This is a genomic window from Labilibaculum sp., from assembly GCF_041595635.1.
Taxonomy (GTDB): domain Bacteria; phylum Bacteroidota; class Bacteroidia; order Bacteroidales; family Marinifilaceae; genus Labilibaculum.
Map to the genome: position 1 here is coordinate 16,107 of NZ_JBFHJW010000013.1, position 26,769 is coordinate 42,875.

A 26,769-nucleotide genomic window follows, 5' to 3' on the forward strand; every position below is an offset into this window, starting at 1 on the left:
TGCCTACCTTACATACAATCAATTAAGTAATAAAAAAAGCGCCACTCCGAAGAGAAGCACTTTTTAAGCTTGCGTATATTAAAGAGAAAACTTTATCCTACCAATTTGCTTTTAGGCTTCATCCTAGTCAGCATTTCTTTTGTTTTAATATCTAAACGAGACTCTTTTTCTTCTGGCTGAGTTATTTCACCAGAAGCCTCTTTCGAAGTTCCAGCTAAACTGTACAATCCTCTAAGAAGCATTGCATGTTTCTCTTCAGCAGGAATTGCTTTGTAAGCCGCTTTTTTCTCTTCTTCTATTCTTTGTTTCTCAGCTTCTTCAGCTTCTACTACAGCATAGTAAGCATTGGCTTTTCTGTTCTTTAAGAAAGGACCTGCAACAGTTGGGAACAATTCCAACAACAACATTTCTTTCTCATTTTCAGCAAGTTTAACACCACCAAACTCTTCCAAAATAGGATTCTCTGGTGATTTGTATTTGCTAACATCAAAAGGAGTAGCCTCACGCTGACCACAAATCTTCTGACGATACTCAGGATCGATATCGATTGGCGTTTCGCCATACTCGCCTTTTACAAGGTTGAAGAATTGGTTGTTTACGTTTGTGTATGGAGCTTTACCGCTATTCACATCTAAAACATAATTTACTGCCTGCACACCAATAATTTGTGATGAAGGAGTCACCAAAGGAGGACAACCTGCAGCCACACGTACTTCTGGTACTTTTGTAAGTACTGTTGGCAATAAATCCTCTAATCCTAATCCCTTTAACTGAGCCAACATGTTGGTATACATACCACCTGGAATCTCAGCAGCTTTCACTTGTTCGTTCGGAGCCGGGAAATTAAAGAATTTATCGATGGAGTTACATACCTCAAGTAATTCTTCTTCCTTATCCGCTTTAGCAAGTTCAATTGCCTTATCGAATAAGGCATCGATATCCTTTGGAAGATAATCAGCTGTTATATCAAATTCTAATGGGAACATTTTGTAAGAATCGAATTCTGCAATTCTGTTACGTATACCCTTTAATTCGGCATTAATTTTGACAACTGCATCTAAATTTACACCTGTGTCTAAGCCTAACTTATCAGCAAAAATTTGAATAATTTCGAATGCTGGAGCAGCTGGTCCACCTGCAAAATTCAAGATATTTGTATCTACAATATCAACACCATTAACAATCGCCATTAGTACAGCACCTAGTCCGTAACCTGGAGTACAGTGAGTATGAAAATCAACAGGTACATTCAATTCGTTTTTCATTCTTCTAACAATATTACCTGACAAGGATGGAGGAATTAATCCAGCCATATCTTTCACGGTAATCATATCAGCTCCCAAAGCTTCCATTTGTTTTGCTTTGTTCAAGAAATAATCTACATCAAAAATTTTCTTAGGCAATTTCTTTCCTGATAGTAATGCTTTCCAACGTTGTTTTCTAGTGAATTTAGGATCAACAGTATAACAAACCGCACAGTCTGCAATACCACCAGCTTCTTTCATATATTTGATGGTAGTTTCCATGTTGTTTACATCATTCAAACAGTCGAAGATACGCATGATACCCAAACCAGATTTCACTGCATTTTTGTTGAAACCTTCAATTACTCTTTCTGGATATGGAGAATATCCAAACAAATTTCTACCTCGAGATAGAGCTGTTAGATAAGAAACATCACCAATAACTTCTTTAATTGACTCCAAACGGTGCCATGGATCCTCGTTTAAGTAACGCATTACCGAATCAGGAATTGCTCCACCCCATACTTCCATTGCATAAAAGTTAGCGTCCTTATACAAAGGAAGCACTTTTTCAATTTCAGCTTGAGGAACACGAGTTGCAAATAAGGATTGCTGACCATCACGAAGGGTAAGATCACGAATCTTTAATTTACCTGTTCGTTTAATAGCAGCTCTTTCTTTAGCAATTTTCTTACGATTCACTTCTCTTTTAGCTTCGAATTCATCTTTACGTTTCCCTTCTAGGTAACCTTTGGCAACTAATGGGAAAAGTTCTAACAACATAAATTCTTTATCATCCTTAGCTAATTTCACATTTCCATATTGTGGCAATATTGGATTTTCTGGAGATACATAAGCATCTACGTCGTAATCAATTTTTTCAGCTTTACCAGTAATTTTTTTACGGAATTCAGGAGCAATATCAATGGGTGTTGTTCCATACTCACCTTTTACCAAATTAAAAAATTGATTCGATACGTTGGTATAGAAAGGACGACCTGAATTCTCATCAATTACACAGTTTACAGCCTGTACACCAACAATTTGAGAAGAAGGGGTAACCAATGGCGGACAACCAGCATCCAAACGTACCACTGGTACCACCTCCAACACTCTCTCAAGCAGGGTTTCCAAACCTAAAGCTTTCAACTGGTTAAGCATGTTTGTATACATACCTCCAGGAATTTCCGCATCCTTAACCATTTGGTTCGGAGCTGGAAAATTAAAATATGCTTCAATTGCGTGACATGCAACAAGTAATTCTTCTTCCTTATCGGCTTTTGCATGCTTAATTGCATCATCGAATAATTGCTCGATATTTGCAGGCAATTTATCTTTTGTAATATCAAATTCGATAGGAAATTGCTTATAGCTATCAACGTCAGCCAAAGCATTCGTACGAATTTCTTTCAAAATTTTGTTGATTTCCACAACTGTTTTCGCATCGCCATCTAATTCAATGCCTAATTTCTGACAGAAAATATAGATTAATTCGTAAGCTGGAGCGGCTGATCCTCCAGCAAAGTTCATGATGTTGGTATCGATGATATCAACGCCATTAATAATAGCAGTAAGAGCTGAAGCTAAACCATATCCTGGAGTAGAATGCGAATGAAAATCTACAGGAATGTTTAATTCTTTTTTAAAGCGGCTAATGATTTGCCCCGCAAATGAAGGCGATGCCAATCCGGCCATATCTTTTAGTGAAATCATATCGGCACCTAAAGCTTCCAGCTTCTTAGCCATGTTCACAAAATATTCAATATCAAAAATCTGATCGGGAAGATTCTTTACGGTCAATCTATCCAAATCTTCTTTTTTAGTAGGAAATTTAGAGTCTACAGTAAAACAAACGGCACAATCGGCCATACCACCAGCTTCTTTCACATACTTAATGGTAGACTTCATGTTTTCGATATCATTTAAACAATCGAAAATACGCATGATACCCAAACCAGACTTAACAGCCTGAGTATTGAAGTTTTTAATTACTGATTCAGGATATGGACTATATCCGAAAAGATTACGACCACGAGATAAGGCGGTAAGTTTGGAAACATTGCCTATTTCTTTTTTGATCGATTCTAAACGATACCAAGGATCTTCATTTAAGTAACGCATAACAGAATCAGGAACTGCTCCACCCCAAACTTCCATTGCGTAAAAGTTGGCTTTTTTATATAGATGCAATACTTTTTCGATTTCTGCCTGTGGCATTCTTGTAGCAAAAAGAGACTGTTGGCCATCTCTTAAAGTAAGATCTCTAACTAATAATTTCCTTTTTTTCATACCCTGACTTATTAAATTATTATCTCTAAATATTACTCGAGAGAGTTGTTTTAAATTTGGAATAGAACTAATATGATTTAATTCTACATCAAAAATAAAAACATTTTTTTATTGGAGAAATATTTCTGTAATATTAGCCGCATGTTGTACAGTATCCGATTTTATGGGTGTTTACACCCAAAATTATTAATGATTTTTTTCTTTAATAATACCTATTTCAATATGCAATCGATAACGAAAAATCAATTCTCTTACTTAGAGAATAACAAAAAACGACTAAAATCAGACCTCGCGGTGCAATGGCTTGTAAAGCAGAGCATATTTAACCGATAAAGTTTACTGTTTAGTATTTAATGTGCATTAGTACCCAGATAAAATTCAACAAATCACAAAACATGCTGTATAACATGTCGCTAGTTGGTGAGTTAAAGAAATTATACAATCATTTCGAATCACATTGAAAACCCCAGAAACAGAAAATCATGATTTAAATCATTCAATAAATATTCCACAAAAGATGCTTACATTTACACTGTTAAAAATTAGACAGTAAAAACCACACTTTAATCTGTAATTATTTGTCAATCAAAACAGATAAAGTAATAAAATATCATATTGTGAGTATAGTTGGTGAGTTTGCAAACTTAAAAGTTGCTAAAATAGTAGATTTTGGAGTGTATTTAGAAGGAGAAAATGAAGAATTAATTCTTTTACCAACCCGATATGTACCTCCTAAAACACAATTAGATGACACGATTAAGGTTTTTATCTACCGCGATTCCGAAAATAGAATTATTGCGACAACTCTTACTCCTCATGCTACAGTAGGCGAATTTGCTTACATGAAGGTAAAAACGGTAAATAATATAGGTGCCTTTTTAGATTGGGGAATCGCCAAAGATTTATTGGTTCCTTTTAGTGAACAAAAAGACAACATGCAGGTTGGTTACTCCTATTTAATATTCGTATATCTAGATAATGCTTCGGGTAGAATCGTAGGAACCGCTAAAATTGAAAATGTTCTTAGAGATGTAGAAACTACTTATGCCGAAGGTGATGAAGTAGAAATTCTAATTGGCCGAAGAAATGACTTGGGCTATCAGGTACTTATTAGTAACGATGCTCTTGGCATGCTTTATCAGAATGAAATTTTTGAACCTGTTAGAGGTGGAGATGTGCGTAAGGCCTATATTAAGAAAATCCGCCCCGACGGAAAAATCGACGTTAGCCTACAAAAACAAGGCTATGTAAATAAAATTCCTGAGGCAGGAGAACAACTTCTTACACGCCTAAAAAAGGAAGACGGTTTTCTACCAATAAACGACAAAAGCTCACCTGATGATATTTACAATCTGCTAAATATGAGCAAAAAAAACTTTAAAAAAGCAGTAGGACTTCTCTACAAACAAAAACTAATTACCATTGAAGATACAGGAATCTACTTGGTGAAAAAGTAATATCGCATAATTATAAAGAAACTTTTATATCAATACACTAAAAAAGAGCAGCCTAATGGTTGCTCTTTTTATATGCTAAATTACAATGAGAATATTGAACCATGGGGAATATGCAGCAATTGATTTATTATTTTAAGAGATTTGAAAAACGTCAAGCCAATTGAAATAGTAAATTTACAAGTGCAGCTTACAGAACAAGCTTTCGCATTCAACCATAGGAACCGTTTTAATCTTGTTTGGGAACAAAAAAAGATTTAAATTGTTGATCATTCACATTCTAACAACAGCCTATGAAAAAACTAGTAACAGTAATCGTTCTGCTACTTTCTTGTGCTATGCTAAGCTCAGCACAAGAAAGTATTTATCAATTTACCGTAAAATCGATTGATGATACAGATTTTCATTTTGCAGATTTAAAAGGAAAAAAAATCATGGTAGTCAACACGGCATCAAAGTGTGGATTAACCCCTCAGTATGAGTTACTCGAAGCTCTATACAAGCAATATCAAGATAAAAATTTTGTTATTGTAGGATTCCCGGCCAACAATTTCATGTTTCAGGAACCAGGAAGCAATGAAAAAATTAAGGAGTTTTGCACGAAAAACTATGGTGTTACTTTCCCTATGATGTCGAAAATATCGGTTAAAGGAAAGGATATTCATCCTATTTACACATGGTTAACCAAAAAATCGAAAAATACCGTAATGGATTCTAAGGTCAAATGGAACTTTCAAAAATACTTAATCGATGAAAATGGAAAACTGGTTGATGTTCTTTCGCCCAAGGAAAAACCCAATTGCGAGAAAGTAATTTCCTGGTTGGAGACCGAATGAACCTGAAGCTAAATTTCTTTTCGTAAACATACATTTTCAAAAAGAGAGGCTGATACTTGCGTATCAGCCTCTCTTTTTCTTCATGCTTAGATCTAGTTTTTGCGTTCTATTTCTTGCAAATTATCCATTTTCTTCTTTTTTAAGAAAGAGTAGATATCTCCTAAATGCTCCTTCACTTTCTTATTCCCAAATTCATACACCTTCTCGGCTAAACCATCCAGAAAATCACGATCGTGAGAAACCAAAATTAAAGTTCCGTCGAATTCTTGCAAAGCTGTTTTAAGAATGTCTTTGGTTTTCATGTCCAAATGATTGGTTGGCTCATCGAGAATCAATAAATTCACTGGCTCCAATAACAATTTAATCATGGCCAATCGTGTTTTCTCTCCTCCCGAAAGTACTTTCACCTTCTTGGTAGAATTATCGCCTCCAAACATGAAAGCACCCAATATGTCTTTAATTTTGGTACGCACATCTCCCTTGGCAACATCATCAATGGTTTGAAAAACGGTTAGATTATCATCCATCAAGGAAGCCTGATTTTGTGCAAAATAACCAATCATGGTATTGTGTCCGAGTGTCAGGTTCCCATCATGCTCAATTTCCTGCATGATGGCTTTTACCAAAGTTGATTTTCCTTCTCCATTTCTTCCTACAAAAGCAAGTTTCTCTCCTCTTTCGATAGTGAGATTCACATTCGAAAAAACAACATGATCTCCATAGGTTTTTTCAACATCTTCCATAATAACCGGATAGTTTCCCGATCGTGGAGAAGGAGGAAATTTCAAACGCAAGGCCGAGGAATCTTCCTCATCGACTTCTACTCGCTCAAGTTTTTCAAGCATTTTCACTCGCGATTGAACCGCCAATGTTTTAGAGTAAGTCCCTTTAAATCTATCAATAAAAGCCTGATTATCGGCGATCATCTTCTGTTGCTCATCAAAAGCTTTTTGTTGATGAACTCTTCGATCTTTTCTCAGTTCTAAATATTCCGAATAGCTGGCTTTGTAATCATAAATTCTTCCCATTGTAATCTCAATGGTTCGCGAGGTAATATTATCAACAAAAGCCCTATCATGAGAAATAACCATTACTGCTTTGCCCGAATTAATCAAAAAATCTTCCAACCACTGAATCGATTCAATATCCAAATGGTTAGTTGGCTCATCCAGCAAAATAAGATCTGGTTTTTTTAGAATAATTTTAGCCAATTCAATTCTCATTCTCCATCCACCACTAAATTCACTGGTTGGTCGGGTAAAATCTTCTCTTTCGAACCCAAGCCCAATCAATGTTTTTTCAACCTCCGAATCGTAATTAATTTCTTCTATGGAATAGTATTTTTCACTGATAGAAGTAACATCTTCGATTAATTTATAGTAACTCTCCGATTCAAAATCGGTTCTTGTCGCTAATTGCTGATTCAATTCCTCAATTTGCTTCTCCATTTCGAATATGGATGCAAAAGCCTGAGCCGTTTCATCAAAAACGCTACGTGTATTATCGGTGATTAAATGCTGTGGCAAGTAGGCAATCACCTTATCTTTTGGACTTGAAACTCTTCCTCGAGAAGCTTTTTCAAAGCCAGAAATAATTTTCATAAGAGTGGATTTTCCAGCTCCATTCTTTCCCATCAAGGCAATTCTATCCTTTTCGTTGATTACAAAGGATATGTCTTTAAACAAAGTGGTTCCTCCAAATTCTACTGCTAAAGCATCTACACTAATCATTTTGTTTTTTTTAATGAATCGCAAAGATAATCACTTTCAGTAAATCTAAAATTAGTGAGTCGGCATTTTTTATCTTCGTAAAGAATAGCTTCCATAATTTTTAAGAAATAATATAAATTATATGTATTTTTATATTTTGTATTATTTACTTATCTTATGATTCCTAAAAGAACCAAATGGAAAATAATAAAAAAGTTATCTTTTCGAACAAAGAAATCACCAAGCCATTTTTCATATCGCTGTTTATTCTCGTTCTAATATTCTTTTCTACATACACTTATACAAGTATCAAAAGTATTCATGAAATCACCAAAAATCAAACAAAACAAATTGAGAATCTCATTATTACTGAGAAAAAAGATTACATAAAATCAGCCGTAGAAAGAACAATATCAGATTTACTTCACGATGAAAAAATACTTTTGAAAGAGCTTTCGAAAAACCAAAAGAAAGCTGTAATAACCGATTCCCTTTTTATAGAAACGCTTAAAAATAGAGCTGCAGACCGAATTCGAAACACTTCCCTACAAGACACGGGTTACCTTTGGGTAAACGAAATAATCAATTACCAGGGAGGTGACAAATATGCCATTCGAAAAATTCATTCCAATCTTCCTCAATCCGAGGGATTACTTTTATCGACCAACTTAACCGATATAAAAGGCAATACCCCCTACCTTACAGAACTTAATGGAATTAAACAAAATGGGGAGATATACTTCAAATATTGGTTTAAGAAAAAGGGAAGTTCTAAAATTTCACAAAAATTAAGTTACGCCAAACTTTATAAAAAATTCAATTGGATTATTGCCAGTGGAGTTTATTTAGATGATGTTAATGCATTAATAAATGCACAAATTCAGCAAGAAAAAACAATCATACGCAAACAGACGATATTTGCTTGCATTATGATATTTATTTCTTTGGTTTTAGCTTTTGTTACCATACTAATATTCAAAGCCAAAATCAGAAATACCACAAAGTTTTACTTAAATCAGGTAAAGGAACGAGAAGATACCCTAAGTAAGTTCAATGCAAATTTGGAGAATATGGTTTTGAAACGTACCCAACAGCTAAATGAGAGTGAACTACGCTATAAATCTCTTTTTAAAAACAATCAATCAATAATGCTACTTATAGAACCTAATACAGGGAACATTGTTGATGCAAACGATGCTGCCCTAAATTTCTATGGCTATTCTTTCGACGAACTTACTTCAATGAATATTAACCAAGTAAACACTTTACCAAACACTCAAATTAAAGATGTTATGGCAAAGATAGTTTATAATCAAAAGTCACATTTAACTTTCAAGCATAAATTGGCCAACAATGAAATTAGAGATGTAGAAGTTTATTCGGAAAAAATGATGGTTCATGGTGAGGAACTATTATATTCTATTGTACACGATATTACTGATTTAACGAAAACACAGGAGGCCTTACTGGTTGCTAAGAAAAAAGCAGAAGAAAGTGACAAGCTAAAATCAGCCTTCCTCGCCAATATGAGTCATGAAATAAGGACTCCAATGAATGCAATTTTAGGATTTTCGGGTCTGTTGGCAAACCCAGATAACACTCCGAGCAAAAACAATCGTTTTATCGATATCATAACCAACTCGGGCAAACAGCTAATGTGTATTATTAATGACATTATTGACATTTCGAAAATTGAATCGAATCAATTAAGTATTTCTATCGCGACCATTTCGGTGAATGAAACCTTAAAAAATATTTTTGAGGTCCTTCAGAAAACCACCCTCGAAAAAGGAAAACAAAGCATAGAGGTACGCCTGAATTTACTGGATGATAAAAAATATTACCAAATTGAAACCGACGAAGTTCGATTCATTCAAATCTACAACAACCTCTTGAGTAATGCTGTAAAATTCACTCCTTCGGGAAGCATTGAAATTGGTTTCCAGGAAATACAAGAAAATTCCCAGAGTTATTTAGAATTCTATGTAAAAGACACAGGTTATGGCATTCATGAGGATAAATTCGAACATATATTTGAACGTTTCTCTCAAATTTCTGAAACAAATTACCGAGAAGGAAATGGTTTGGGATTAAGCATCACAAAAGGCTTGGTTTTACTACTGGGGGGAACTATTCGTCTAGAATCTAAACTCGATATTGGGACTACTTTCTATTTTACAATTCCATGGAAAAAAACTCTCCAATCACAAAATACTCCCAAGAAAGAGAAATCACCGAAGAAAGAATATGATTTTTCGGGAGTAAAAATTATTATTGCTGAGGATGATATTTCAAGTTTTGCTTTTTTGGAAGAAATTCTTCTGGAAACAAATGCCCTTATTTATCATGCAAACAATGGACTCGAATTAATTAATTCTCTTTCTCAATTGCAACCAGATCTTGTTCTTTTAGACATTAACATGCCTATTATGAATGGATATCAAGCCATTAGCGAAATAAGAAAAACCAATAAAAATTTAAAGGTGATCGCTCAAACGGCCTATGCCATGCCCGAAGAAAAAAAGAAAATCCTGAAGGCCGGTTGTACTGATTATCTATCCAAACCAATTCACCAACAGGAACTCTACAAAATTCTATCCAAGCATCTTCATGCTGAATAAGAAGTCCTAAAAAATGCATTACTTATCTTTAATCAACAATTTTTCCATAACCCATTTATTGGTCACACTTTTGGGTCTAATAATTGGCTGACCTAATCCTTGTGCCAAAATATTTTGAGCACAAAATCCCATTACTCTGGAAACACCAAATAGAACGGTGTAAAAGTCAAATTGACTCAAGCCATAATGATAGAGTAAAGAACCAGATATGGCATCAACATTGGGCCATGGATTAGCAACTTTGCCGCCCTTATAACTACTTAATATTCCAGGAACAACTGAATAGAGTTTTTTAGCAATTTTAAAGCAATTATTATCGGCGCAATTATGCTCACCAAAGTTCATGAAAGCAGTAAACCTAGGATCGGTTACTCGAAGTACTGCATGACCATAACCAGGAATCACCTTCCCCGAATTTAACACTTCTAATACATACTTCTCTAAATCTTTGTCCTCTGGATTAGCACCCAAATGCTCGTAAATTTGCAGTATAAACTTCAAACACTCCTGATTGGCCAAGCCATGCAAGGGGCCAGCCAAACCATTCAAGCCTGCAGAAACAGAATAGTACAAGTTCGAAAGTGCAGAATTTACCACTCTTGATGTAAAGGCACTTACATTCCCTCCTTCGTGATCGCAATGTAAAACCAAATACAATCGCATCAAATCCGAGAAAGCTTTGTCAGCATTATCAAATCCGAGCATATGGGTTAAATTTCCTGCCCAATCTAAATTTGGATTAGGAGGAATTAAGTCCCCATTACCAAACCTTATTCGGTAGATACCCGCCGCCAATCCAGGCAATTTTGCCAATATATTCAAAGCATCCTCCAGACTATATTTCCAATACTCTGATTTTTGTATTCCCTTTTGATATTCTTTTTTAAACACCGACTCGCCTTCCATTGATAAAATACCAAGACTTAACATGGTCATTGGGTGAGAATTTTTAGGAAGACTACGCAACACATCCCAAGTGTATTGTGGTATATGTGTTCGCGTATTTAAATCAGCCTGAAATTCGGCAAGTTCTGACTTGTCGGGAAACTTTCCTGTGATTAAAAGCGCAAATATTTCCTCAGGAAGTTTATCAGAAAACTCCTCTGTTGTATATTTATTAATGTAAAGTCCAGAATAAGGATCAACATAGGAAGTATTACACGCCAATGCAACCAAGCCACGCATTCCCCCATAAACTTGTCCTATGGTAACTTCCGAAACTACAGCATCGCGACCACTCACAAAAATTTCATCAATTTCAAGCTGTAATTGGAGTAAATGATTGTTAATTTCTTCTTTTAGCTTAGCCATGTTTATCTAGGTATTTCGTTTTATCACAAATCAGTAAAAAGAGTAAGATCATACCCTTTAGAGAGGCAATAGAGTTGTAATAAGTTACAAAAATTTAACTAAATACAATACTTTTTAAATGATCAATTGTTTATAGCGAGAATCAACAATTTATTGGCAAGTAAAACTAGGCTAAGCTGACCTTTAAACAGATAGATTATCGGCTATGTGGCTATATTCATACAAAAGGACTAACTTATAAATTCATTTATATTAGAATCAGAACAATATGGAAAAAAGGAATCAGATTATCTACTGGATAGCCACAGGTTTACTCGCCACCCTCATGCTAATGTCTGCCAGCATGTATTTCATTCGATACCCAATGGTACGTGAAACATTTCTCTTTTTAGGCTTTCCTGCTTTCATCATTTATCCCTTAGCAATTGCTAAAATACTAGGCATTATAGCCATTATATCAAACAAATCAGAACTTTTAAAAGAATGGGCTTACGCTGGATTTTTCTTTGATTTTTTACTAGCATTTAGCGCCCATGTTATTGCTGAGGATGGGCAATTTGGAATGGCTGCAATCGCACTGACACTCTTGATTGCATCGAGAATATACAGTCATGAGCTGTCTAAACAAGTGAAACAATAATAAAAAAACTACTGGCACAGTCTAAATCTGGATTTATCCAACAAAAAAAGCACTCCAAAATGGAGTGCTTTTGAAACAAGCTTATTGCTTTTATTATTTCACGGCAACAACTAAATATTTTGATGCTTTCCAGAACTCTTCAGGATTTAAAATGGTAATAGCTTCAATTTCTTCCTCAGTTCCTTCAAAACGGTAGGAATCACTCGGGTGTGAAGTTACAAGACTAACTTTCTTTCCTGCAACAGGAATACTTGTTGTCTCGGTAATATCAATATCATTAAAGTTTTCAGGATTAATTTTCTGATTCAACTTACTAGTTGCACCAATTCCTAATAAACCACCGCTACTAGTTACAACTTCTCTTTCCTTTAACTCCTTAATGCCACCAATTACATAATGGGCAGTACGTAAATTAATTGTTTGTTCTTCAATTGTTTTGCTTTTACTATCGTTCTCAGTATTTAAAGCAACAACAGTACCATTCAACTCTGTAACCTGACCATTCAAATTGTCAACTTCAACATTAAGCTGTGCAATTTGCTCAGACAAAGCAGTGATGGAAACATCTTTCTCTTCAATCTGTGCTTTTAAGCTTGCAACAAGTTTTGTTAATTTCGAATTCTGATACCAGCTATTTTTTAGCTTCTTATCTAAATTCTCTAATTTTGCTTTGTTCTCTTCTAATAGATCACGAACTGCACCTAAATCACTTACAATTTTTTCCTTTTGCCCAATATTAGGATTTTCATTTGCGCTCACCGCAATGATATTTTCCTTCTCCTTAATAATGGCCAAATTAGCTGCAATCACATCAAAAGACTCAACAAAATCATCAATGGCAGAATCTTTTTCCTGAGCCATTTGAGTTAATTGTACATTTTGCTCACGCAGCTGCTTTAATTCTTTTTGATTACATGCAGTAAATAGGGGTAATACTAAGAATGCTAATACTAACTTTTTCATAATTTTTATCTTTAATTGTTTATGTCGATTCAAATTCAAAACTAGATAAGAGAATTCTGTGCCAAGAAATATAACAACATAAAACACACAATTCAAAAATAGGATATCAATCAGAATTTCAATCACATACACCAATAAAAACAATTTATGTTATTCATTTCATCGATTTGCGTATTACCTGAAAGTGTGGAATAATTCCCCAAAATTGTAGAAAACTATATCTACAAACAAAAAGTGCCTGCTAAATGCAGGCACGAGGGGAGATTACTTTCAAAATAAATTTAAAAGCCATCGGTTATTTTTTGTTCCAGATTAGAGCGGCAGCTCCTAAAACAGCAGCATTATCACTCAATCCAGATTCTAATACTTGTATTTTTCCTTTATAGATAGACAAAAGTTGATCCTCTAATGTTTCGGCAACAGGTTTAAAGAGCATATCTCCTGCCTTAGTTAAACCACCAAATAAAAAGATCGCCTCAGGACTCGTAACTGCCACAACATTTGCCAGCACTTCGCCCAACATTTTTGCTGTATAGGTAAACGTTTCTTTGGCCACCAAATCGCCTCGATTGGCAGCTTCGGCCACCATTTTTGCAGTCAGCTGGCTAAAAGGGATATCGCGCAACTCACTATCGCCCATGTGTCGAGCCAACAATTTATAAACAGTTCGTTTCACACCCGTAGCTGACACATATGTTTCCAGACATCCTTTACGACCACAACCGCACTCTCTTCCACTAGCGCGAACAATCATATGTCCTACTTCACCAGCAAAACCATCCTTGCCATATAACAAATCGCCATTCACTACAATTCCACTTCCAAGGCCAGTTCCCAGGGTGATCACCATAAAGTTATTCATGCCTTTAGCGGCTCCAAATAGCTTTTCGCCCATGGCTGCAGCGTTGGCATCATTCGTAATTACAACAGGAACATCAATTCTTTTCTTCACCAATTCAACCAGTGGCACACTTCCTTTCCACCGCAAATTGCTTGCATTCTCAATGGTTCCTGTATAAAAGCTAGCGTTAGGAGCTCCAATACCCACACCAATTATTTGTAATTTCTCGCTCGACTGCTCTACTGCTGATTCTATGTCTGCAAAAAGATCGTTTAAATAATCCTCTATATCCGCATGTTTTTGTGTTGGCAAGCTACCTGTAAGTACACACTTACCCGATTTATCGATACAACCGAATACAGTATTGGTTCCTCCTATGTCTATTCCTAAAGCGACTTCTATCATTATTGGTATTTTTTCAAAGATTACTAATTATGCTTATGACCTTTTATGGCGTAATAAAGAATGTAGGCATAACATACAATTGCCACTACAAAGGAATTGGCCAAGCCAAACCGATCGGCTAAAAAGCCCATAATCATCGGAACCACAGCTCCTCCTACAATGGCCAAACAAAGAATTCCTGATCCCTGACTGGTATGCTTTCCTAATCCATCAATGGCTAAAGTAAAGATTGTTGGAAACATGATTGAATTGAACAAACCAACCAAAACAATACTCCAAAGAGCTACGTAACCAGTAGTAAGCATGCTAATAACAATCAAAATGGTCACCATAACCGAATTAAAAGCCAATACTTTGGCAGCAGAAATTTTTTGCATCACAGCAGAACCAATAAAACGTCCTACCATAGCTCCACCCCAAAAAATAGATACATATTTAGCTGCATCGGCCTCTCCAAATAAATGCAATCCTTCGTCACCAAAATACATAACTAATGCACTTCCGATAGAAACTTCGGCACCTACGTAGGTAAAGATTCCTACAGCACCCAAAATAAGATGGCGAATTTTCCAAGCCGATCCTTCTGCTTTTGCTTCTTCAGAATCTTGAATTTTTGGCAACTTTACAAATGCAAACACAACTGCTATTAAAACCAAAGCTAGTGCCAAACCCACATAAGGCATTTGCACAGCGGCCGCCTTACTTGCCAAATCCTGACTTGAATTCTCTAAAATTAACCATCCTCCAAAAATAGGAGCCACGGTAGTTCCCAAGGCATTAAATCCTTGTGTTAAATTCAATCGACTAGAAGCCGTTTCGGGCGTTCCCAATTCTGCAACATAAGGATTAGCAGCCACTTGTAGAACCACAATTCCTGAGGCTAAAACAAAAAAAGCACACAGAAAAAACCCATAAGAATGAAGAGCTGCGGCAGGATAAAACATAGCTGCACCAATACCCGCAACCATCAATCCGCTTACAATACCCATTTTATAGCCTATTTTACCTATGATTGCACCTGCAGGCAAGGACATTAAAAAGTAAGCTCCAAAAAAAGTAAACTGAACCAACATCGCTTGAGTAATTGTCAGATCGAATAATCCTTTTAAATGTGGTATTAAAATATCATTCATACAGGTTAAAAATCCCCACATAAAAAACAAAGAAGTCAGTAAAGCCAAAGCTCCTCTATAATTCATTCCACTGGCTTGGAGGCCAGAACTACTCTTGCTACTATTCGTGTTAATTGAGACCATAAGTGAATTTTTCAATCGTTTGTATTAGTTGCTACAAATTTGAATCAATTTCTATTGAATTAATTCTACTATTTTATCTATTTATTGTACTATATTTGCCCTTATGTAATAATAATTTAACATTATAGATAATCACACGCAAGACCTGTTATTAAAGATACTCATTCTTTCATTCAATTTAACCGATTGATTATTCAAAACTAGATTAGCAATAATAGAGTATAGTTATGATTTAAAAGGTAAAATACTACAATAATGTCACTACTACTAGAAGAAATATCGATAAAAACTGAACATTCCTTTCGATCTAAAATAGACGTTTTACCGCATATTGAGGTTCCCTGGCACTACCATCCGGAATTTGAGCTAATTTACATCGAAAAAAGCAGAGGTACATTAGTTGTAGGCGATTGCATCGACAATTTTAAGGATGGAGATCTTATTTTCATTGGTCCCAATACCCCTCATGTTATGAAAAACGATGAATCATACTACCTGAAAAGAAAGGATTTAATAGCCATTGCCTGGGTGGTTCATTTTAAGGAGGACAGTTTTGGAAAAGAATTTTTTCTTTTACCTGAGATGCATCGAATCAAGAAATTCCTTACTCACTCATTTTCTGGTGTTCGAATTGAAGGAAGCACAAAGTATAAGATCATTCAACATCTAAAAAGCCTCCAAACTTCAGATTTTTCACAACGAATTATTGTATTGCTTCAAATTCTGCAAATATTAGGACAGTCGGATGATTTGGAATATTTAGCTTCGGATAATTTTGTAAAAACCATTCAGCAAAGAAGCAATCAAAAATTATATCAGATTTATGAATACGTAAGCGACAATTTTCATCGAAAAATAGACTTGGAGGAAGCTGCAAAAATTGCCAATATGAGCAAAACTGCGTTTTGTCGTTTCTTCAAGAAAAAGACACAGAAGACCTTCTCCGAATTTTTAAATGAGATGAGAATCAATTATGCAAAAAAACTACTGGTAGAAGGCAGACTAACGGTCTCACAAATTGCTTATGAATGTGGATTCAACAGTCCCTCCTATTTTAATAAGATTTTTAAATCTTCAACAGGAAAATCGCCCCTGCAGCAACGAAATAAAAGCTAGCCTACTAGAATAGATCGCAACAAGCAAGTAGTAGTTCACTTGCATGAGCATACTCTTTTTGGGCATCGATGAGAAGATATTTCTTTTCTAAATCTCGCAGGCAACCGGCACTAGTGCACAAGCGCAGTTTGCGAGAACCTATTGTTTCGGCGCCCTCATCCACGCCAATATGACCACTCACCAATCTTGTCATGGGCGAATGTTTGCGATCGACACTTGCAAAGCGCAATAAATCCTCCACTAAGTTAGGATATTCCTCTCCATATTGTCGTTCATTTCCATTCATCAAGACATCCCAAAGAAAATCTCCCTCGACGGTCTCCATAAATTCAGCGCCAAGTTCTGGATGATATGTATCGATATTTTTGATGTGCGCTGTAAATTCAGGCTGATGCTTATAATTTTGAAACCACTCTAAATTAAAAGCTTCATCGTTTTTATAACGATTCGAGGCTCCCGCATGATTCAGTAAAACACCTCCCTGCGTTCTCAGCATGAAGGGCATCTGCATAAAAAAACGCACAATTTCCGCTCTTCGGCCTTTCATTCTCTTCTCGAACCAGGAGGTAAATTCCAAATTGCCACGATGCAAAGGAATCTGATAAATATGCACCATCTCATGATTACCCAACAGACAAATCACGTCGCTTCCTGGCTCGTTGGCTCTTAAACGCATTAATTCCTGCACCATTTCCAAGGAGGCATCTTTTCGTTTACCAGGATATGCATGAATTAAATCACCTAAAAAAACGAGGTAATCCGCTTTCCCTTCTCTTTTTAAGTTGGTATAAACAGTTAGAATCTGCCTAAAATCAAAGACATTTCCATGCAAATCAGATACAATCATTAATCGTCCTAAAGAGATATCAACTACCATTTTTTCTTATCTTTATGGGTGAGGAATTTGAATCTGCAAAAGATAAAAAAAATTCATAAATTATGAAGGTATAACGTAGTGAATACAAAGCGGTAATTCCTCTGAATACTAATAAAGATCATAAGATATGCTTGAAAAATTGTTGAAGAACCCAGAAAAATACTTTTGGTCCATCAATCAGGATGGGGATCTTATTCTTGGAAATACAGATCTAGGACTAAAAGGAAAGCTAACCCTCACTTTAACTAGCAAATGGATAAATTTAGCTCCCTTGGTAGAAAGTAGTCCTGGCATATACCTCGGACAATCTAAAACCTATCTGAAAAACACGAAGGAATACGATCAGGTGGTCGAACTATACAAATTGGTGATGTGCCATTTAGAAGAACCAAGTTTAGTTGAAAGAGGCAGAATTTCGAAGAACACCTACAATCTTCTTCTAAACTACTACCAAAAAGAAAGCACTACACATCAATCGTGAGAAATGCACAAACCACTTTTCCGACTCTTTTTGCAGGAAGCATTAACATGCCAAAAGCAGGTTCTATTTTCAGCTGAAAATAAAACCTGCTTTTATTACCTCTCCAGAACTGAACAACAAGATCAAGAATAGCCAAAATTGCAAATACCTACTTCCTCATAGAATCACTCCCTAAAAGCAATCTACTCCTTTCACAATTCAGACAGAAGATAACCTGATCCAAAAAATCGGCAAGAAAGCCGCTTTTTCGCCTATTTAGTGAATTATTTAGCGAATAAAGTATACTTTTAATGCTTCAAAATAAACCCACACACAATGAATAAGAGAGGATTTGCAAGCGATAACTTTTCAGGCGTTTTACCTGAAGTAATGGAAGCCATTCAGGAAGCCAACAATGGACATGTTATGGCCTATGGAGGTGACACATATACCGCCTCGGCAATTAAGAAATTTGAAGCCTTATTTGGTGAAAATATTGATGTTTATTTTGCCTTTAATGGCACTGGAGCCAATGTTATTGGACTATCTACACTAACACAATCGTACCATTCTATTATTTGTCCGGCAACCGCTCACATACAAGTAGACGAATGTGGTGCTCCAGATAAGTTTACTGGATGCAAGGTAATTCCCATTGAATGTGCTGATGGAAAATTAACACCTGAACTCATTCAATCGCAGCTGCACGGATTTGGTTTTGAACACCATTCACAGCCTAAAGTAATCTCGATAACACAAAGTACCGAGTTGGGAACTGTTTACAGTCCAGAAGAAGTAAAAGCCATTTGCGATTTGGCTCATGAAAATAACATGTATGTTCACATGGATGGAGCTCGCCTGGCAAATGCCGTAGTAAGCTTGAATGTGGATGTGAAAGAATTTACAACGAAAGCAGGAGTGGATGTACTGAGTTTTGGAGGTACAAAAAATGGAATGATGCTCGGCGAAGCTGTTATCTTTTTTAACCCACAGCTATCACTCGAAGCAAAATACGTTCGCAAACAAAGCATGCAGTTATGCTCTAAAATGAGATTTATTGGCGCTCAATTCGACGCTATGCTCACCAACAATTTATGGCTAAAAGCAGCTAGCCACTCCAATAAAATGGCCAAACTTCTCGAAAGCGAAGTACAAAACATAAAGCAGGTAAAGATCACTCAGAAAGTACAATCTAACGGTGTATGGGCCATCATCCCGAAAGATAAAATTGAAAAATTACAGGAGAAATATTTCTTTTGGGTATGGGGTGAACACACAGGAGAAGTACGATGGCTGTGTTCTTTCGACACCACCGAAGAAGATATTCATGGCTTTGTAGCTCAACTAAAAGCAATACTCTAATTTACTGAAAACTATTTGCTGATAGCTGATCAGCTGAAAATTAACAACCTTCCTAGAAACTTAGCTTATCATGGCCGTATTACGTAAAAATTATTCTTTAAAAGAACACAACACCTTTGGTATAGAAGCAAATGCCAAGTATTTTTTTGAATTCGACACCCTTGAAGAAATTCATGATTTTCTTTCTAAGAATGACATCGTATCCATTCAATATTTAATTACTGGTGGTGGAAGCAATCTACTATTTACGGAAGATTTTAATGGACTAATTATCCATCCTAATATTCTGGGAATTAAAATTTTGGAAGAAGACGACGAATCGGTATTGGTGCAAGTGGGTGCCAACGAAGTTTGGGACGATTTTGTGGCCTGGACTGTTTCAAAAGGTTTAGCTGGCATCGAAAATCTATCTCTCATTCCTGGTGTTGTAGGTGCCACTCCCATTCAAAACATTGGAGCCTATGGAGTAGAAGTAAAAGAAGTAATTGAAAGCGTAGAAGCCATTTGTGTAGAGACCAATAAAGAGGTGACTTTTAGTAATGCAAATTGCGAATTCGACTACCGAAACAGCGTATTTAAAAACGAATACAAAAATCAGTTCATCATTACTCAGGTAAATTTCCGATTTCTAAAAAATAAAGCATTTAAAGTGCACTATGGAACCATTGCTAAGGAATTGGAAAACTACACCGAAGTAAATTTGAAAAACATTCGCGAAGTCATCATCAAAATCCGCGAAAGCAAACTGCCCGACCCAAAACAATTGGGCAATGCAGGTAGCTTTTTCAAAAATCCGATTGTGAACAAAACGCAAGCCGATGTCTTGCAAGAAAAACACCCCAATATGCCCATTTATGAGCTAAACGAAATGCAGAGTAAACTGGCCGCTGGTTGGTTAATAGAACAATGCGGATGGAAAGGAAAGCGCATTGGAGATGCCGGAGTACACAAAGATCAGGCTCTGGTGATTGTGAATTATGGCGCCGCAAAAGGATCGGACATTCTGCACTTGGCCAACGACATTCGAAAATCGGTACTCTACAAATTTGGCGTTAAATTAGAACTGGAAGTGAACGCTATTTAAACGGTGATTGCACAGAAGTCTTTTATTCACAATAATACTCGGGGAATAATATCAATAAATTTCGATCGTAAAATAATATTAACTCACAAAGCACAAAAACGAGAGAAACATTTAAGCGAAAAGTCCACCCGAAGAAAACATCCAAAATGAAGAAAAAAACATTAGACTCTCTTTAATCGTTGGGAAGTTATTTTATGAAAAAACATTCTGTATTTGGGTTTCTTACTGCCTTGCACAACAATAAGCACCGAAGTTAGTATCAGTGAAATAGCCAAAATGCTTTTTAAGTCCAGTACTTCGTTAAATACAAAGGCACCTACCATAACCCCAGTAAGAGGTTCTAAAGTTGATAAAAGAGAAGCATTTCCTGGACCAATGTATTTCATGCCTAAGTAAAACAATACTGCAGCCAAAAAAGTAGACCAAAAGCTTAAATTTAGAATATAGAATAAAGCCTTTCCACTCAGGCTAGTAATAATTCCGTCAGCGAATAAGCATTTTCCAAAAAATAGAAGTGCAGTAATACCAAAAACCCAGAAAACAACAACAAAAGGTGAAATTTTCTTCAATTCAGCATTGGCCAAACTCAGTATATAAAGTGCGTAAAAAAATCCAGATACTAAGGCCCATAAAACACCCGTAAGATTAATTGTCAGTCCGCTACCTACCGACAGCATCGCAATTCCCAAAAAGGATAAAATAAGAGCGATAATTTTCTTTGGAGTAAGTTTCTCCTTATAGATGATACCAGCCAAAACCAAAGTAATGATTGGGTACACAAAATGAAGGGTAGATGCTAATCCAGAAGAGATATATTTATAGGATAAAAAAAGTGTGTAGGTAGTCATCATAGTACCTACAAATGCAGCCATTAGTAGTAGCAATAATTGTTTTTTATTAATTCTTACACTTATTTTTTTGTACACACAAAACAAGCCAATTAAAACAAAGGCGAAACTATATCTGTACAGTAACAAATTATTAATATCAAACCCCTCGGCATAGGTTTTAATGGCAAAAAAAGGCAGTAAGCCAAAAAATATTGCTGACAAAAGAACCATTAAGGTTCCTTTTTTATGTGCTCCAATCATTGCTCTCAATTCTATTTACTACACTGCAATGATAATAATTACTTTGTTACGAAATGTAAGACAGCACCCTTATTTTTAAACCGATTTATTTAATCAATTCGAGCTCTTTAGAAAGCTCTATGAGTATCGACTAAGAACCTAAGACGAAATATTAATTTACAGAGAATATCGATTCATTATTTGTCCTCTTCTTTAGCTGACAATTCAAAATAAAAGGCAATAGCTTACTACATTTTGAACAATACAAATTACCTCTGGCTAGAAAATTATTAAAGTACATTTTAACCAGTAAGTTGCTTTGCAAGTAAAAAGCCCGAACTTTTATGCTCGGGCTTTGTTTATTTTCAACTTTTAAGTCTCTTTTCACGAGAAAATCACGCTCACAAAAACTTTTATTTCCTTCCAACTTCCTTGGCCCAATCACCTCTGTATATTATTTTTTGATCATGAATTCTAAAAATAAACTTGCCATACTGAACTAAAACTCCAGCCGAAGCATTCACAACCCAGCAATTATCCGGAATAGTAAAAAAGTTTTCCGATGTAATTGTCTTTTTATCCAATTGATCGGCAATAGAAACTGATTGCTGTTCGCCTATGGACCATCCTAAATGAGTATTATAGCTCACCTTAAGGTCACCAATCAATTTAAAATTCTCATTGGTCTCAATTTTTGTTTTAATACTAGCGATTTTTCCATCATTTAAATCGCTATCAGGCGTCACTTCAATGCTTAACTTAGGTAATTCAATAGCGCTGTCAGAAGCCAAAATAAAAATGGATTCGTTTTTAATCAATTCATTATCTTTATTGTAAAATTCAAAAGCCAATTCCATATCTTCAAGTCCAGATGGCGCAATGGCCATCTCATCGGCAAAATAACCTTCCTTGCTTATCTTTTTACTATAAATTACTTTATCGAGGTATTTTACAAGAACTTTTTTCACTTCCTTAGTATTGTAAAGTTCCAAAGGAATTTTGCTGCTGCTGTGTATCGACTTGTTTTTAGGACTAATAATCAATCCTTTCATGTAATCACACATAGCAAACCAAACCGGACGAGGAGAACCATATTTGTCATTTGCATCCTTATAACCCCAGAAACCAAACCATTCTTCTGGTTGATTTGCATTGTGAATATCTTCATCTCCACCTTTCCACCAACCATCAGCATAATAAAATGGGCACATACCCACAGCACCAGCATCAATAAGGTCACGATAATTCGCGATCAACCCATCGCTTTGTTGTTGTAAAGTATTCGAACCATAAAGACCATTGCCACCATCAGGAGAAACTGAATAACCAAATTCAGTAGTAATAAAAGGTTTATCCAACCCATTTAATTCATTCAAACCCTTAATGTAATCTTTAAAGCCCATTGTTGCTGTCTGCCCCTCGTTATGATCATAACAATTATAGGCATACACATCAAAAATACTTTCATCCATATAATCACTAATCATGGCATTAGCCGAAAGTGTTACCGGTATTCCTGGATGTTCTTTATGAATCAAATCAATCAGATTTTGCATTAAATCAACAAATGCCTTGCCTGTTACGCTATGAATGTGATCTGTTTTTGGCTCATTAATCACGAGGTAAGTAATAATACAATCGTATCTATTTGAGTAAGCTAACACTCTTTTTAATTCTATTTCGGTCTGTTTAATAAATTCCGGATCGCCATAATCTGCCTCGGGATGCACTTCTAAACCCATAATCAGCTTCAGTCCCGATGCCTGCACTAATTTCAATTGCGCCTCAGAATACTGACTCCAAGTACGAATGGTATTGTAGCCACCCTCTTTGATTTTTTTCAGATCGAATTTCATCAAATCCAATTCATCTTTTCTTACATCTTCATAAGGACTTTGCCCTGGACGAGCACCAATTTCGTAGCCTATCGCTTTAATAAAAAACTTCTCTCCATTTAAGGTATACCAATTGTCTTTTAATTCTATTTTTGTTTTTAACTGTGAATAACCAGAGATGTTTAGAACAAAAACCAGGCCGATTAATAATACTAAATTTCGTTTCATACTTCGTTTTTACAGATATAACTAAACTGAATTTTTTATGTTTTTTGAATCATGCTATATAAAAAGAGTCGTTTCTTTTTTACTCTTGATCAACAGTATTCCCTCTACTTTTCCTTAAGAACAAAAATTGTTGCATTTCCTCCAATAAAAATATTCCCGATAGCCATCGAGAATAAAATATTCGCTACGAAATTACAAAAACCAGGCATTCCGAAGAGTTATTCGCACAAAAAAATTACGCATATTAGGAAAGCTCATATCCCTATAACAGATAGACTAAGTTCCTCTTTGCTGAGTACAAAATTAACGAACTTACTAGCAAACAATTACTTAGCATTCGAGAACGAAGCGATACCCTGACAAGGGGTCTTAACGAATAATGAGTAGTAAAAAAAAAAGCCCCCTCGTAGAGAACTCCTCAAAAAAATAGCACTCTGCTTTAAGCCTTACGCTAACAATAAAAAGGGAATTCTTACTGCCAACTTATTTCATGATGCCACGTTTATTGAGTGCTCTCTGATATTGACGCGCATTCTGATTGTGCTCACGCAGAGATTTGGCAAAGATATGATATCCATTGAATTCGGGACTGGCACAAAAATAGTAGAATTTGTGCTTTTCGTAGTTAAGAACGGCTTCGAGTCCGGAGATGGAGGACTGACGAATGGGTCCGGGAGGCAAACCGCGATATTTGTAGGTATTATAAGGCGAATCGATTTCTTTGTGTTTGTTTAAAACCCGACGTATGGTAAAATCGCCCAAAGCAAACTTTAGAGTTGGATCAGCATCTAATTTTATTTTCCGATTTAAACGATTCATGTATACACCAGCCACTCTAGGTTTCTCGTCGTTTTTTATGGTTTCCTCATCGACAATTGAAGCTAAAACACTTACCTCTATTGGTGATAACCCAATGCTTTCGGCTTTTTTTAATCGATCTGCATTCCAATATTTTGAGTACTCCTTGTACATTCTATCCACAAAATTTTCGGCATCCATATTCCAGTAAACCTGATAGGTATTGGGAATGAAAAGCGCCAAGGCCGTATGTGGAAGAAATCCGTATTTTTTTAGTTTCGATTCATCACGCAAAAGCGACAGGATACTCAGCGAATCAGCTTCTATTTGACCTGAAATTTTCCCTGCAAACTCTTCGGCTGTGCGTGTATTATTAAAGGTCAACATAAGAGGCGATTGAACACCCGAGCGCAACAAATTGACTAAATCATTGTTATTCATGCCATTGCTAACTTGGTAGCGCCCCGAATGAATATGACGAGCAAAATTCTTCTTTTCCATCACCCAAAGCAAACTGGAACGATTCTTTAACCAGCCTTGCTCCTCTAGAATTCTCAAAACGTCGTCTTGTTTGGAATCACTCGGCAGATAGAGAAAACTCGTCTCCTCTTCACCCAAATCGATGTTTGCAGAAAAAACATCCTGATAATAATTGAATAGTATGGATGCTGCAATCACAAACACTAGCATTACTGAAACAAGTAGGAACTTCCACGTTTTTGAAGACATCGCTTTCAGTCGAAATAGATTGATCATTCGTTTAATTTAAAAATAAATGCATAAGAGTTCTACAAAAATAGAAAATAATACTTTTTAATGAATAGACTTCCTGAATTTGATGCAAAAACAGAACAAAAATTAACTTGATAAGAGCCAAACGAATCCCGAAGAAGGCTAGTATTTTACTTGGCTGCAAAAAGCAAAAAATCTACCTTTGGGTAACTCTTAAAAAAACAAACACACATGAATATCTCATCTAATTTTGATAGTGGTAAAATTCAGGTTCTCGATGCCAGTGATCCTCAAAATATACAATTAAGCATCCCTAAGGATACCCATTCGGAGCATTTCCAATGGTTTCACTTTCGTGTGATGGGGGCGCAAAATCAATCCCTTGCAATGCGTATTACGAATGCAAACCAAGCCTCTTATCCTGAAGGTTATAAAAATTATCAAACCCTAGCCTCTTACGATAGAAAGAATTGGTTTCGAGTTCCTTCAAATTACGATGGAAAAGAACTTCACATTACGCATTGTCCGGAATACAACTCAGTCTACTACGCTTATTTTGCACCTTACACTTACCAACAACATCTCGATTTAGTTCATCAGGCACAACTATCTCCCCAATGCAAACTGCAATCCATAGGCAAAACAATAGAAAGTCGCAACATAGACATGTTGGTTATTGGGGAAACTGATGAAAATAAAAAAAGCATTTGGATCATTGCCCGTCAACACCCCGGCGAGAGCATGTCTGAATGGTTTATGCAGGGAGTTATTGGTCGACTTCTAAATCCGAATGACGCAATTTCGAAAGCTCTGTTGAGTAAAGCTGTTTTTTATTTGGTGCCCAACATGAATATCGACGGGAGTATTGCCGGAAATTTACGAGTAAATACCAAAGGCTTTAATTACAATCGGGAATGGGCCGAGCCTTCAAAGGAAAATAGCCCCGAAGTTTTTCATGTTCGCAACTTAATGGACGAATATGGATGCGATTTAAATTTGGATATCCATGGCGATGAAACCTTACCTTATAATTTTATTTCGGGCATAGAGGGTATCCCTTCTTTCAACGAAACATTAAAAAAATTAACAGAAAATTTTATTCAGTCATGGATTGCTACCTGTCCTGATTTTCAAGACACTTACGGCTATCCTAAAAATGAAGCTGGCAAAGGAAATTTGGCAATTTGCTCGAAACATATTGGAGAAAGATTTAAATGTTTATCTTTGACCATAGAAATGCCATTTAAGGATAATAATGATTTACCAGATCCTGATTTTGGATGGTCTCCCGAAAGGAGTATTTTGCTAGGAGAATCGGTTCTTCAGCCCATCTATCAAGTGGTAAATCACCTACGATAAACAAAAGCATATACTACTAAGTATATTACTCGAAAGGCCCATGCTCAAGCTTCCGTGAACGTGGGTCTTTTTTGTTGGGTAAAATATAAGTAGCAATTTATAAAATTGAATTGATCCCAAAGAGGATTTTAAATACCTCCGGATATATGATTTGCAAAAGACAAACAATTTTCCATTTTTAAGCTCTATTCTTCCTTCCTCCATGACGCAAAAAAGTCCATGCTTCTTTCGAAACATGAACTCCCAACAGGCTTGCTAAGTGCCATTGCGAGCTTAGGA

19 protein-coding genes are annotated in these 26,769 nt (G+C 35.9%); 9 read left to right on the forward strand and 10 right to left on the reverse strand.

What is annotated here, in order from left to right:
* Window positions 1-92 precede the first annotated feature (92 nt).
* The gene (locus ABYT26_RS05775) at window positions 93-3,533 is read right to left on the reverse strand and encodes a hypothetical protein (protein ID WP_372751942.1); all 3,441 of its coding nucleotides are present in this window, start codon (window positions 3,531-3,533) and stop codon (window positions 93-95) included.
* A gap of 617 nt (window positions 3,534-4,150) precedes the next feature.
* Between ABYT26_RS05775 and ABYT26_RS05780 the strand changes: the two genes are divergently transcribed.
* Together ABYT26_RS05780 and ABYT26_RS05785 are read left to right on the forward strand one after the other, a co-directional pair.
* The gene (locus ABYT26_RS05780; protein ID WP_372751943.1) at window positions 4,151-4,990 is read left to right on the forward strand and encodes a S1 RNA-binding domain-containing protein; all 840 of its coding nucleotides are present in this window, start codon (window positions 4,151-4,153) and stop codon (window positions 4,988-4,990) included.
* A 290-nt stretch (window positions 4,991-5,280) separates the two neighbouring features.
* Complete coding sequence (locus tag ABYT26_RS05785) at window positions 5,281-5,823, forward strand: glutathione peroxidase (protein WP_372751944.1); 543 nt, start codon at window positions 5,281-5,283, stop codon at window positions 5,821-5,823.
* A 92-nt stretch (window positions 5,824-5,915) separates the two neighbouring features.
* Here the strand turns inward: ABYT26_RS05785 and ABYT26_RS05790 are convergent, their stop codons facing one another.
* Window positions 5,916-7,553, reverse strand: coding sequence for an ABC-F family ATP-binding cassette domain-containing protein (locus ABYT26_RS05790; RefSeq protein ID WP_372751945.1), 1,638 nt, complete (start codon window positions 7,551-7,553; stop codon window positions 5,916-5,918).
* 176 nt (window positions 7,554-7,729) lie between these two features.
* On the opposite strand from ABYT26_RS05790, the gene ABYT26_RS05795 reads away from it, so the two are divergent.
* On the forward strand, window positions 7,730-10,153 hold the full coding sequence (locus ABYT26_RS05795; RefSeq protein ID WP_372751946.1) for an ATP-binding protein: 2,424 nt from the start codon (window positions 7,730-7,732) through the stop codon (window positions 10,151-10,153).
* Window positions 10,154-10,171: 18 nt separating this feature from the next.
* On the opposite strand, the gene ABYT26_RS05800 is transcribed toward ABYT26_RS05795, so the two are convergent.
* Window positions 10,172-11,464: a citrate (Si)-synthase gene (locus tag ABYT26_RS05800; protein ID WP_372751947.1), complete on the reverse strand. Its 1,293-nt coding sequence runs from the start codon at window positions 11,462-11,464 to the stop codon at window positions 10,172-10,174.
* Window positions 11,465-11,732: 268 nt separating this feature from the next.
* On the opposite strand from ABYT26_RS05800, the gene ABYT26_RS05805 reads away from it, so the two are divergent.
* Window positions 11,733-12,104, forward strand: coding sequence for a DoxX family protein (locus ABYT26_RS05805; protein WP_372751948.1), 372 nt, complete (start codon window positions 11,733-11,735; stop codon window positions 12,102-12,104).
* Window positions 12,105-12,197: 93 nt separating this feature from the next.
* Here the strand turns inward: ABYT26_RS05805 and ABYT26_RS05810 are convergent, their stop codons facing one another.
* The 3 genes from ABYT26_RS05810 to ABYT26_RS05820 all read right to left on the reverse strand — a co-directional run bounded on the left by ABYT26_RS05810 (window position 12,198) and on the right by ABYT26_RS05820 (window position 15,569).
* The gene (locus ABYT26_RS05810; RefSeq protein WP_372751949.1) at window positions 12,198-13,067 is read right to left on the reverse strand and encodes a hypothetical protein; all 870 of its coding nucleotides are present in this window, start codon (window positions 13,065-13,067) and stop codon (window positions 12,198-12,200) included.
* A gap of 295 nt (window positions 13,068-13,362) precedes the next feature.
* Window positions 13,363-14,313 (reverse strand): ROK family protein, encoded by a 951-nt coding sequence (locus tag ABYT26_RS05815; protein WP_372751950.1) that lies wholly within the window; start codon window positions 14,311-14,313, stop codon window positions 13,363-13,365.
* Between the two features lie 23 nt (window positions 14,314-14,336).
* Window positions 14,337-15,569 (reverse strand): sugar MFS transporter, encoded by a 1,233-nt coding sequence (locus ABYT26_RS05820; protein WP_372751951.1) that lies wholly within the window; start codon window positions 15,567-15,569, stop codon window positions 14,337-14,339.
* A gap of 255 nt (window positions 15,570-15,824) precedes the next feature.
* Here ABYT26_RS05820 and ABYT26_RS05825 point away from each other — a divergent pair, with 255 nt between their 5' ends.
* On the forward strand, window positions 15,825-16,685 hold the full coding sequence (locus tag ABYT26_RS05825; RefSeq protein ID WP_372751952.1) for an AraC family transcriptional regulator: 861 nt from the start codon (window positions 15,825-15,827) through the stop codon (window positions 16,683-16,685).
* 4 nt (window positions 16,686-16,689) lie between these two features.
* On the opposite strand, the gene ABYT26_RS05830 is transcribed toward ABYT26_RS05825, so the two are convergent.
* Window positions 16,690-17,562 carry a metallophosphoesterase gene (locus ABYT26_RS05830; protein ID WP_372751953.1) on the reverse strand — a complete coding sequence of 291 codons (873 nt, stop codon included), beginning with the start codon at window positions 17,560-17,562 and terminating at the stop codon, window positions 16,690-16,692.
* Window positions 17,563-17,689: 127 nt separating this feature from the next.
* Here ABYT26_RS05830 and ABYT26_RS05835 point away from each other — a divergent pair, with 127 nt between their 5' ends.
* The 3 genes from ABYT26_RS05835 (at window position 17,690) to murB (ending at window position 20,468) form a co-directional block, all read left to right on the forward strand.
* Window positions 17,690-18,043 carry a hypothetical protein gene (locus ABYT26_RS05835; protein WP_372751954.1) on the forward strand — a complete coding sequence of 118 codons (354 nt, stop codon included), beginning with the start codon at window positions 17,690-17,692 and terminating at the stop codon, window positions 18,041-18,043.
* 315 nt (window positions 18,044-18,358) lie between these two features.
* Window positions 18,359-19,384: a low specificity L-threonine aldolase gene (locus ABYT26_RS05840; RefSeq protein ID WP_372751955.1), complete on the forward strand. Its 1,026-nt coding sequence runs from the start codon at window positions 18,359-18,361 to the stop codon at window positions 19,382-19,384.
* Between the two features lie 70 nt (window positions 19,385-19,454).
* Window positions 19,455-20,468: a UDP-N-acetylmuramate dehydrogenase gene (murB, locus tag ABYT26_RS05845; RefSeq protein WP_372751956.1), complete on the forward strand. Its 1,014-nt coding sequence runs from the start codon at window positions 19,455-19,457 to the stop codon at window positions 20,466-20,468.
* Window positions 20,469-20,629: 161 nt separating this feature from the next.
* Here murB and ABYT26_RS05850 read toward each other — a convergent pair whose 3' ends face one another.
* The 3 genes from ABYT26_RS05850 to mltG form a co-directional block, all read right to left on the reverse strand.
* Entirely contained in the window at window positions 20,630-21,559 is a 930-nt protein-coding gene (locus ABYT26_RS05850; RefSeq protein ID WP_372751957.1) for a DMT family transporter, read from the reverse strand.
* A 392-nt stretch (window positions 21,560-21,951) separates the two neighbouring features.
* Window positions 21,952-23,601 (reverse strand): hypothetical protein, encoded by a 1,650-nt coding sequence (locus tag ABYT26_RS05855; protein WP_372751958.1) that lies wholly within the window; start codon window positions 23,599-23,601, stop codon window positions 21,952-21,954.
* A gap of 483 nt (window positions 23,602-24,084) precedes the next feature.
* On the reverse strand, window positions 24,085-25,155 hold the full coding sequence (gene mltG / locus ABYT26_RS05860; RefSeq protein WP_372751959.1) for an endolytic transglycosylase MltG: 1,071 nt from the start codon (window positions 25,153-25,155) through the stop codon (window positions 24,085-24,087).
* Window positions 25,156-25,362: 207 nt separating this feature from the next.
* Between mltG and ABYT26_RS05865 the strand changes: the two genes are divergently transcribed.
* Entirely contained in the window at window positions 25,363-26,490 is a 1,128-nt protein-coding gene (locus ABYT26_RS05865; protein ID WP_372751960.1) for a M14-type cytosolic carboxypeptidase, read from the forward strand.
* Window positions 26,491-26,769 lie beyond the last annotated feature (279 nt).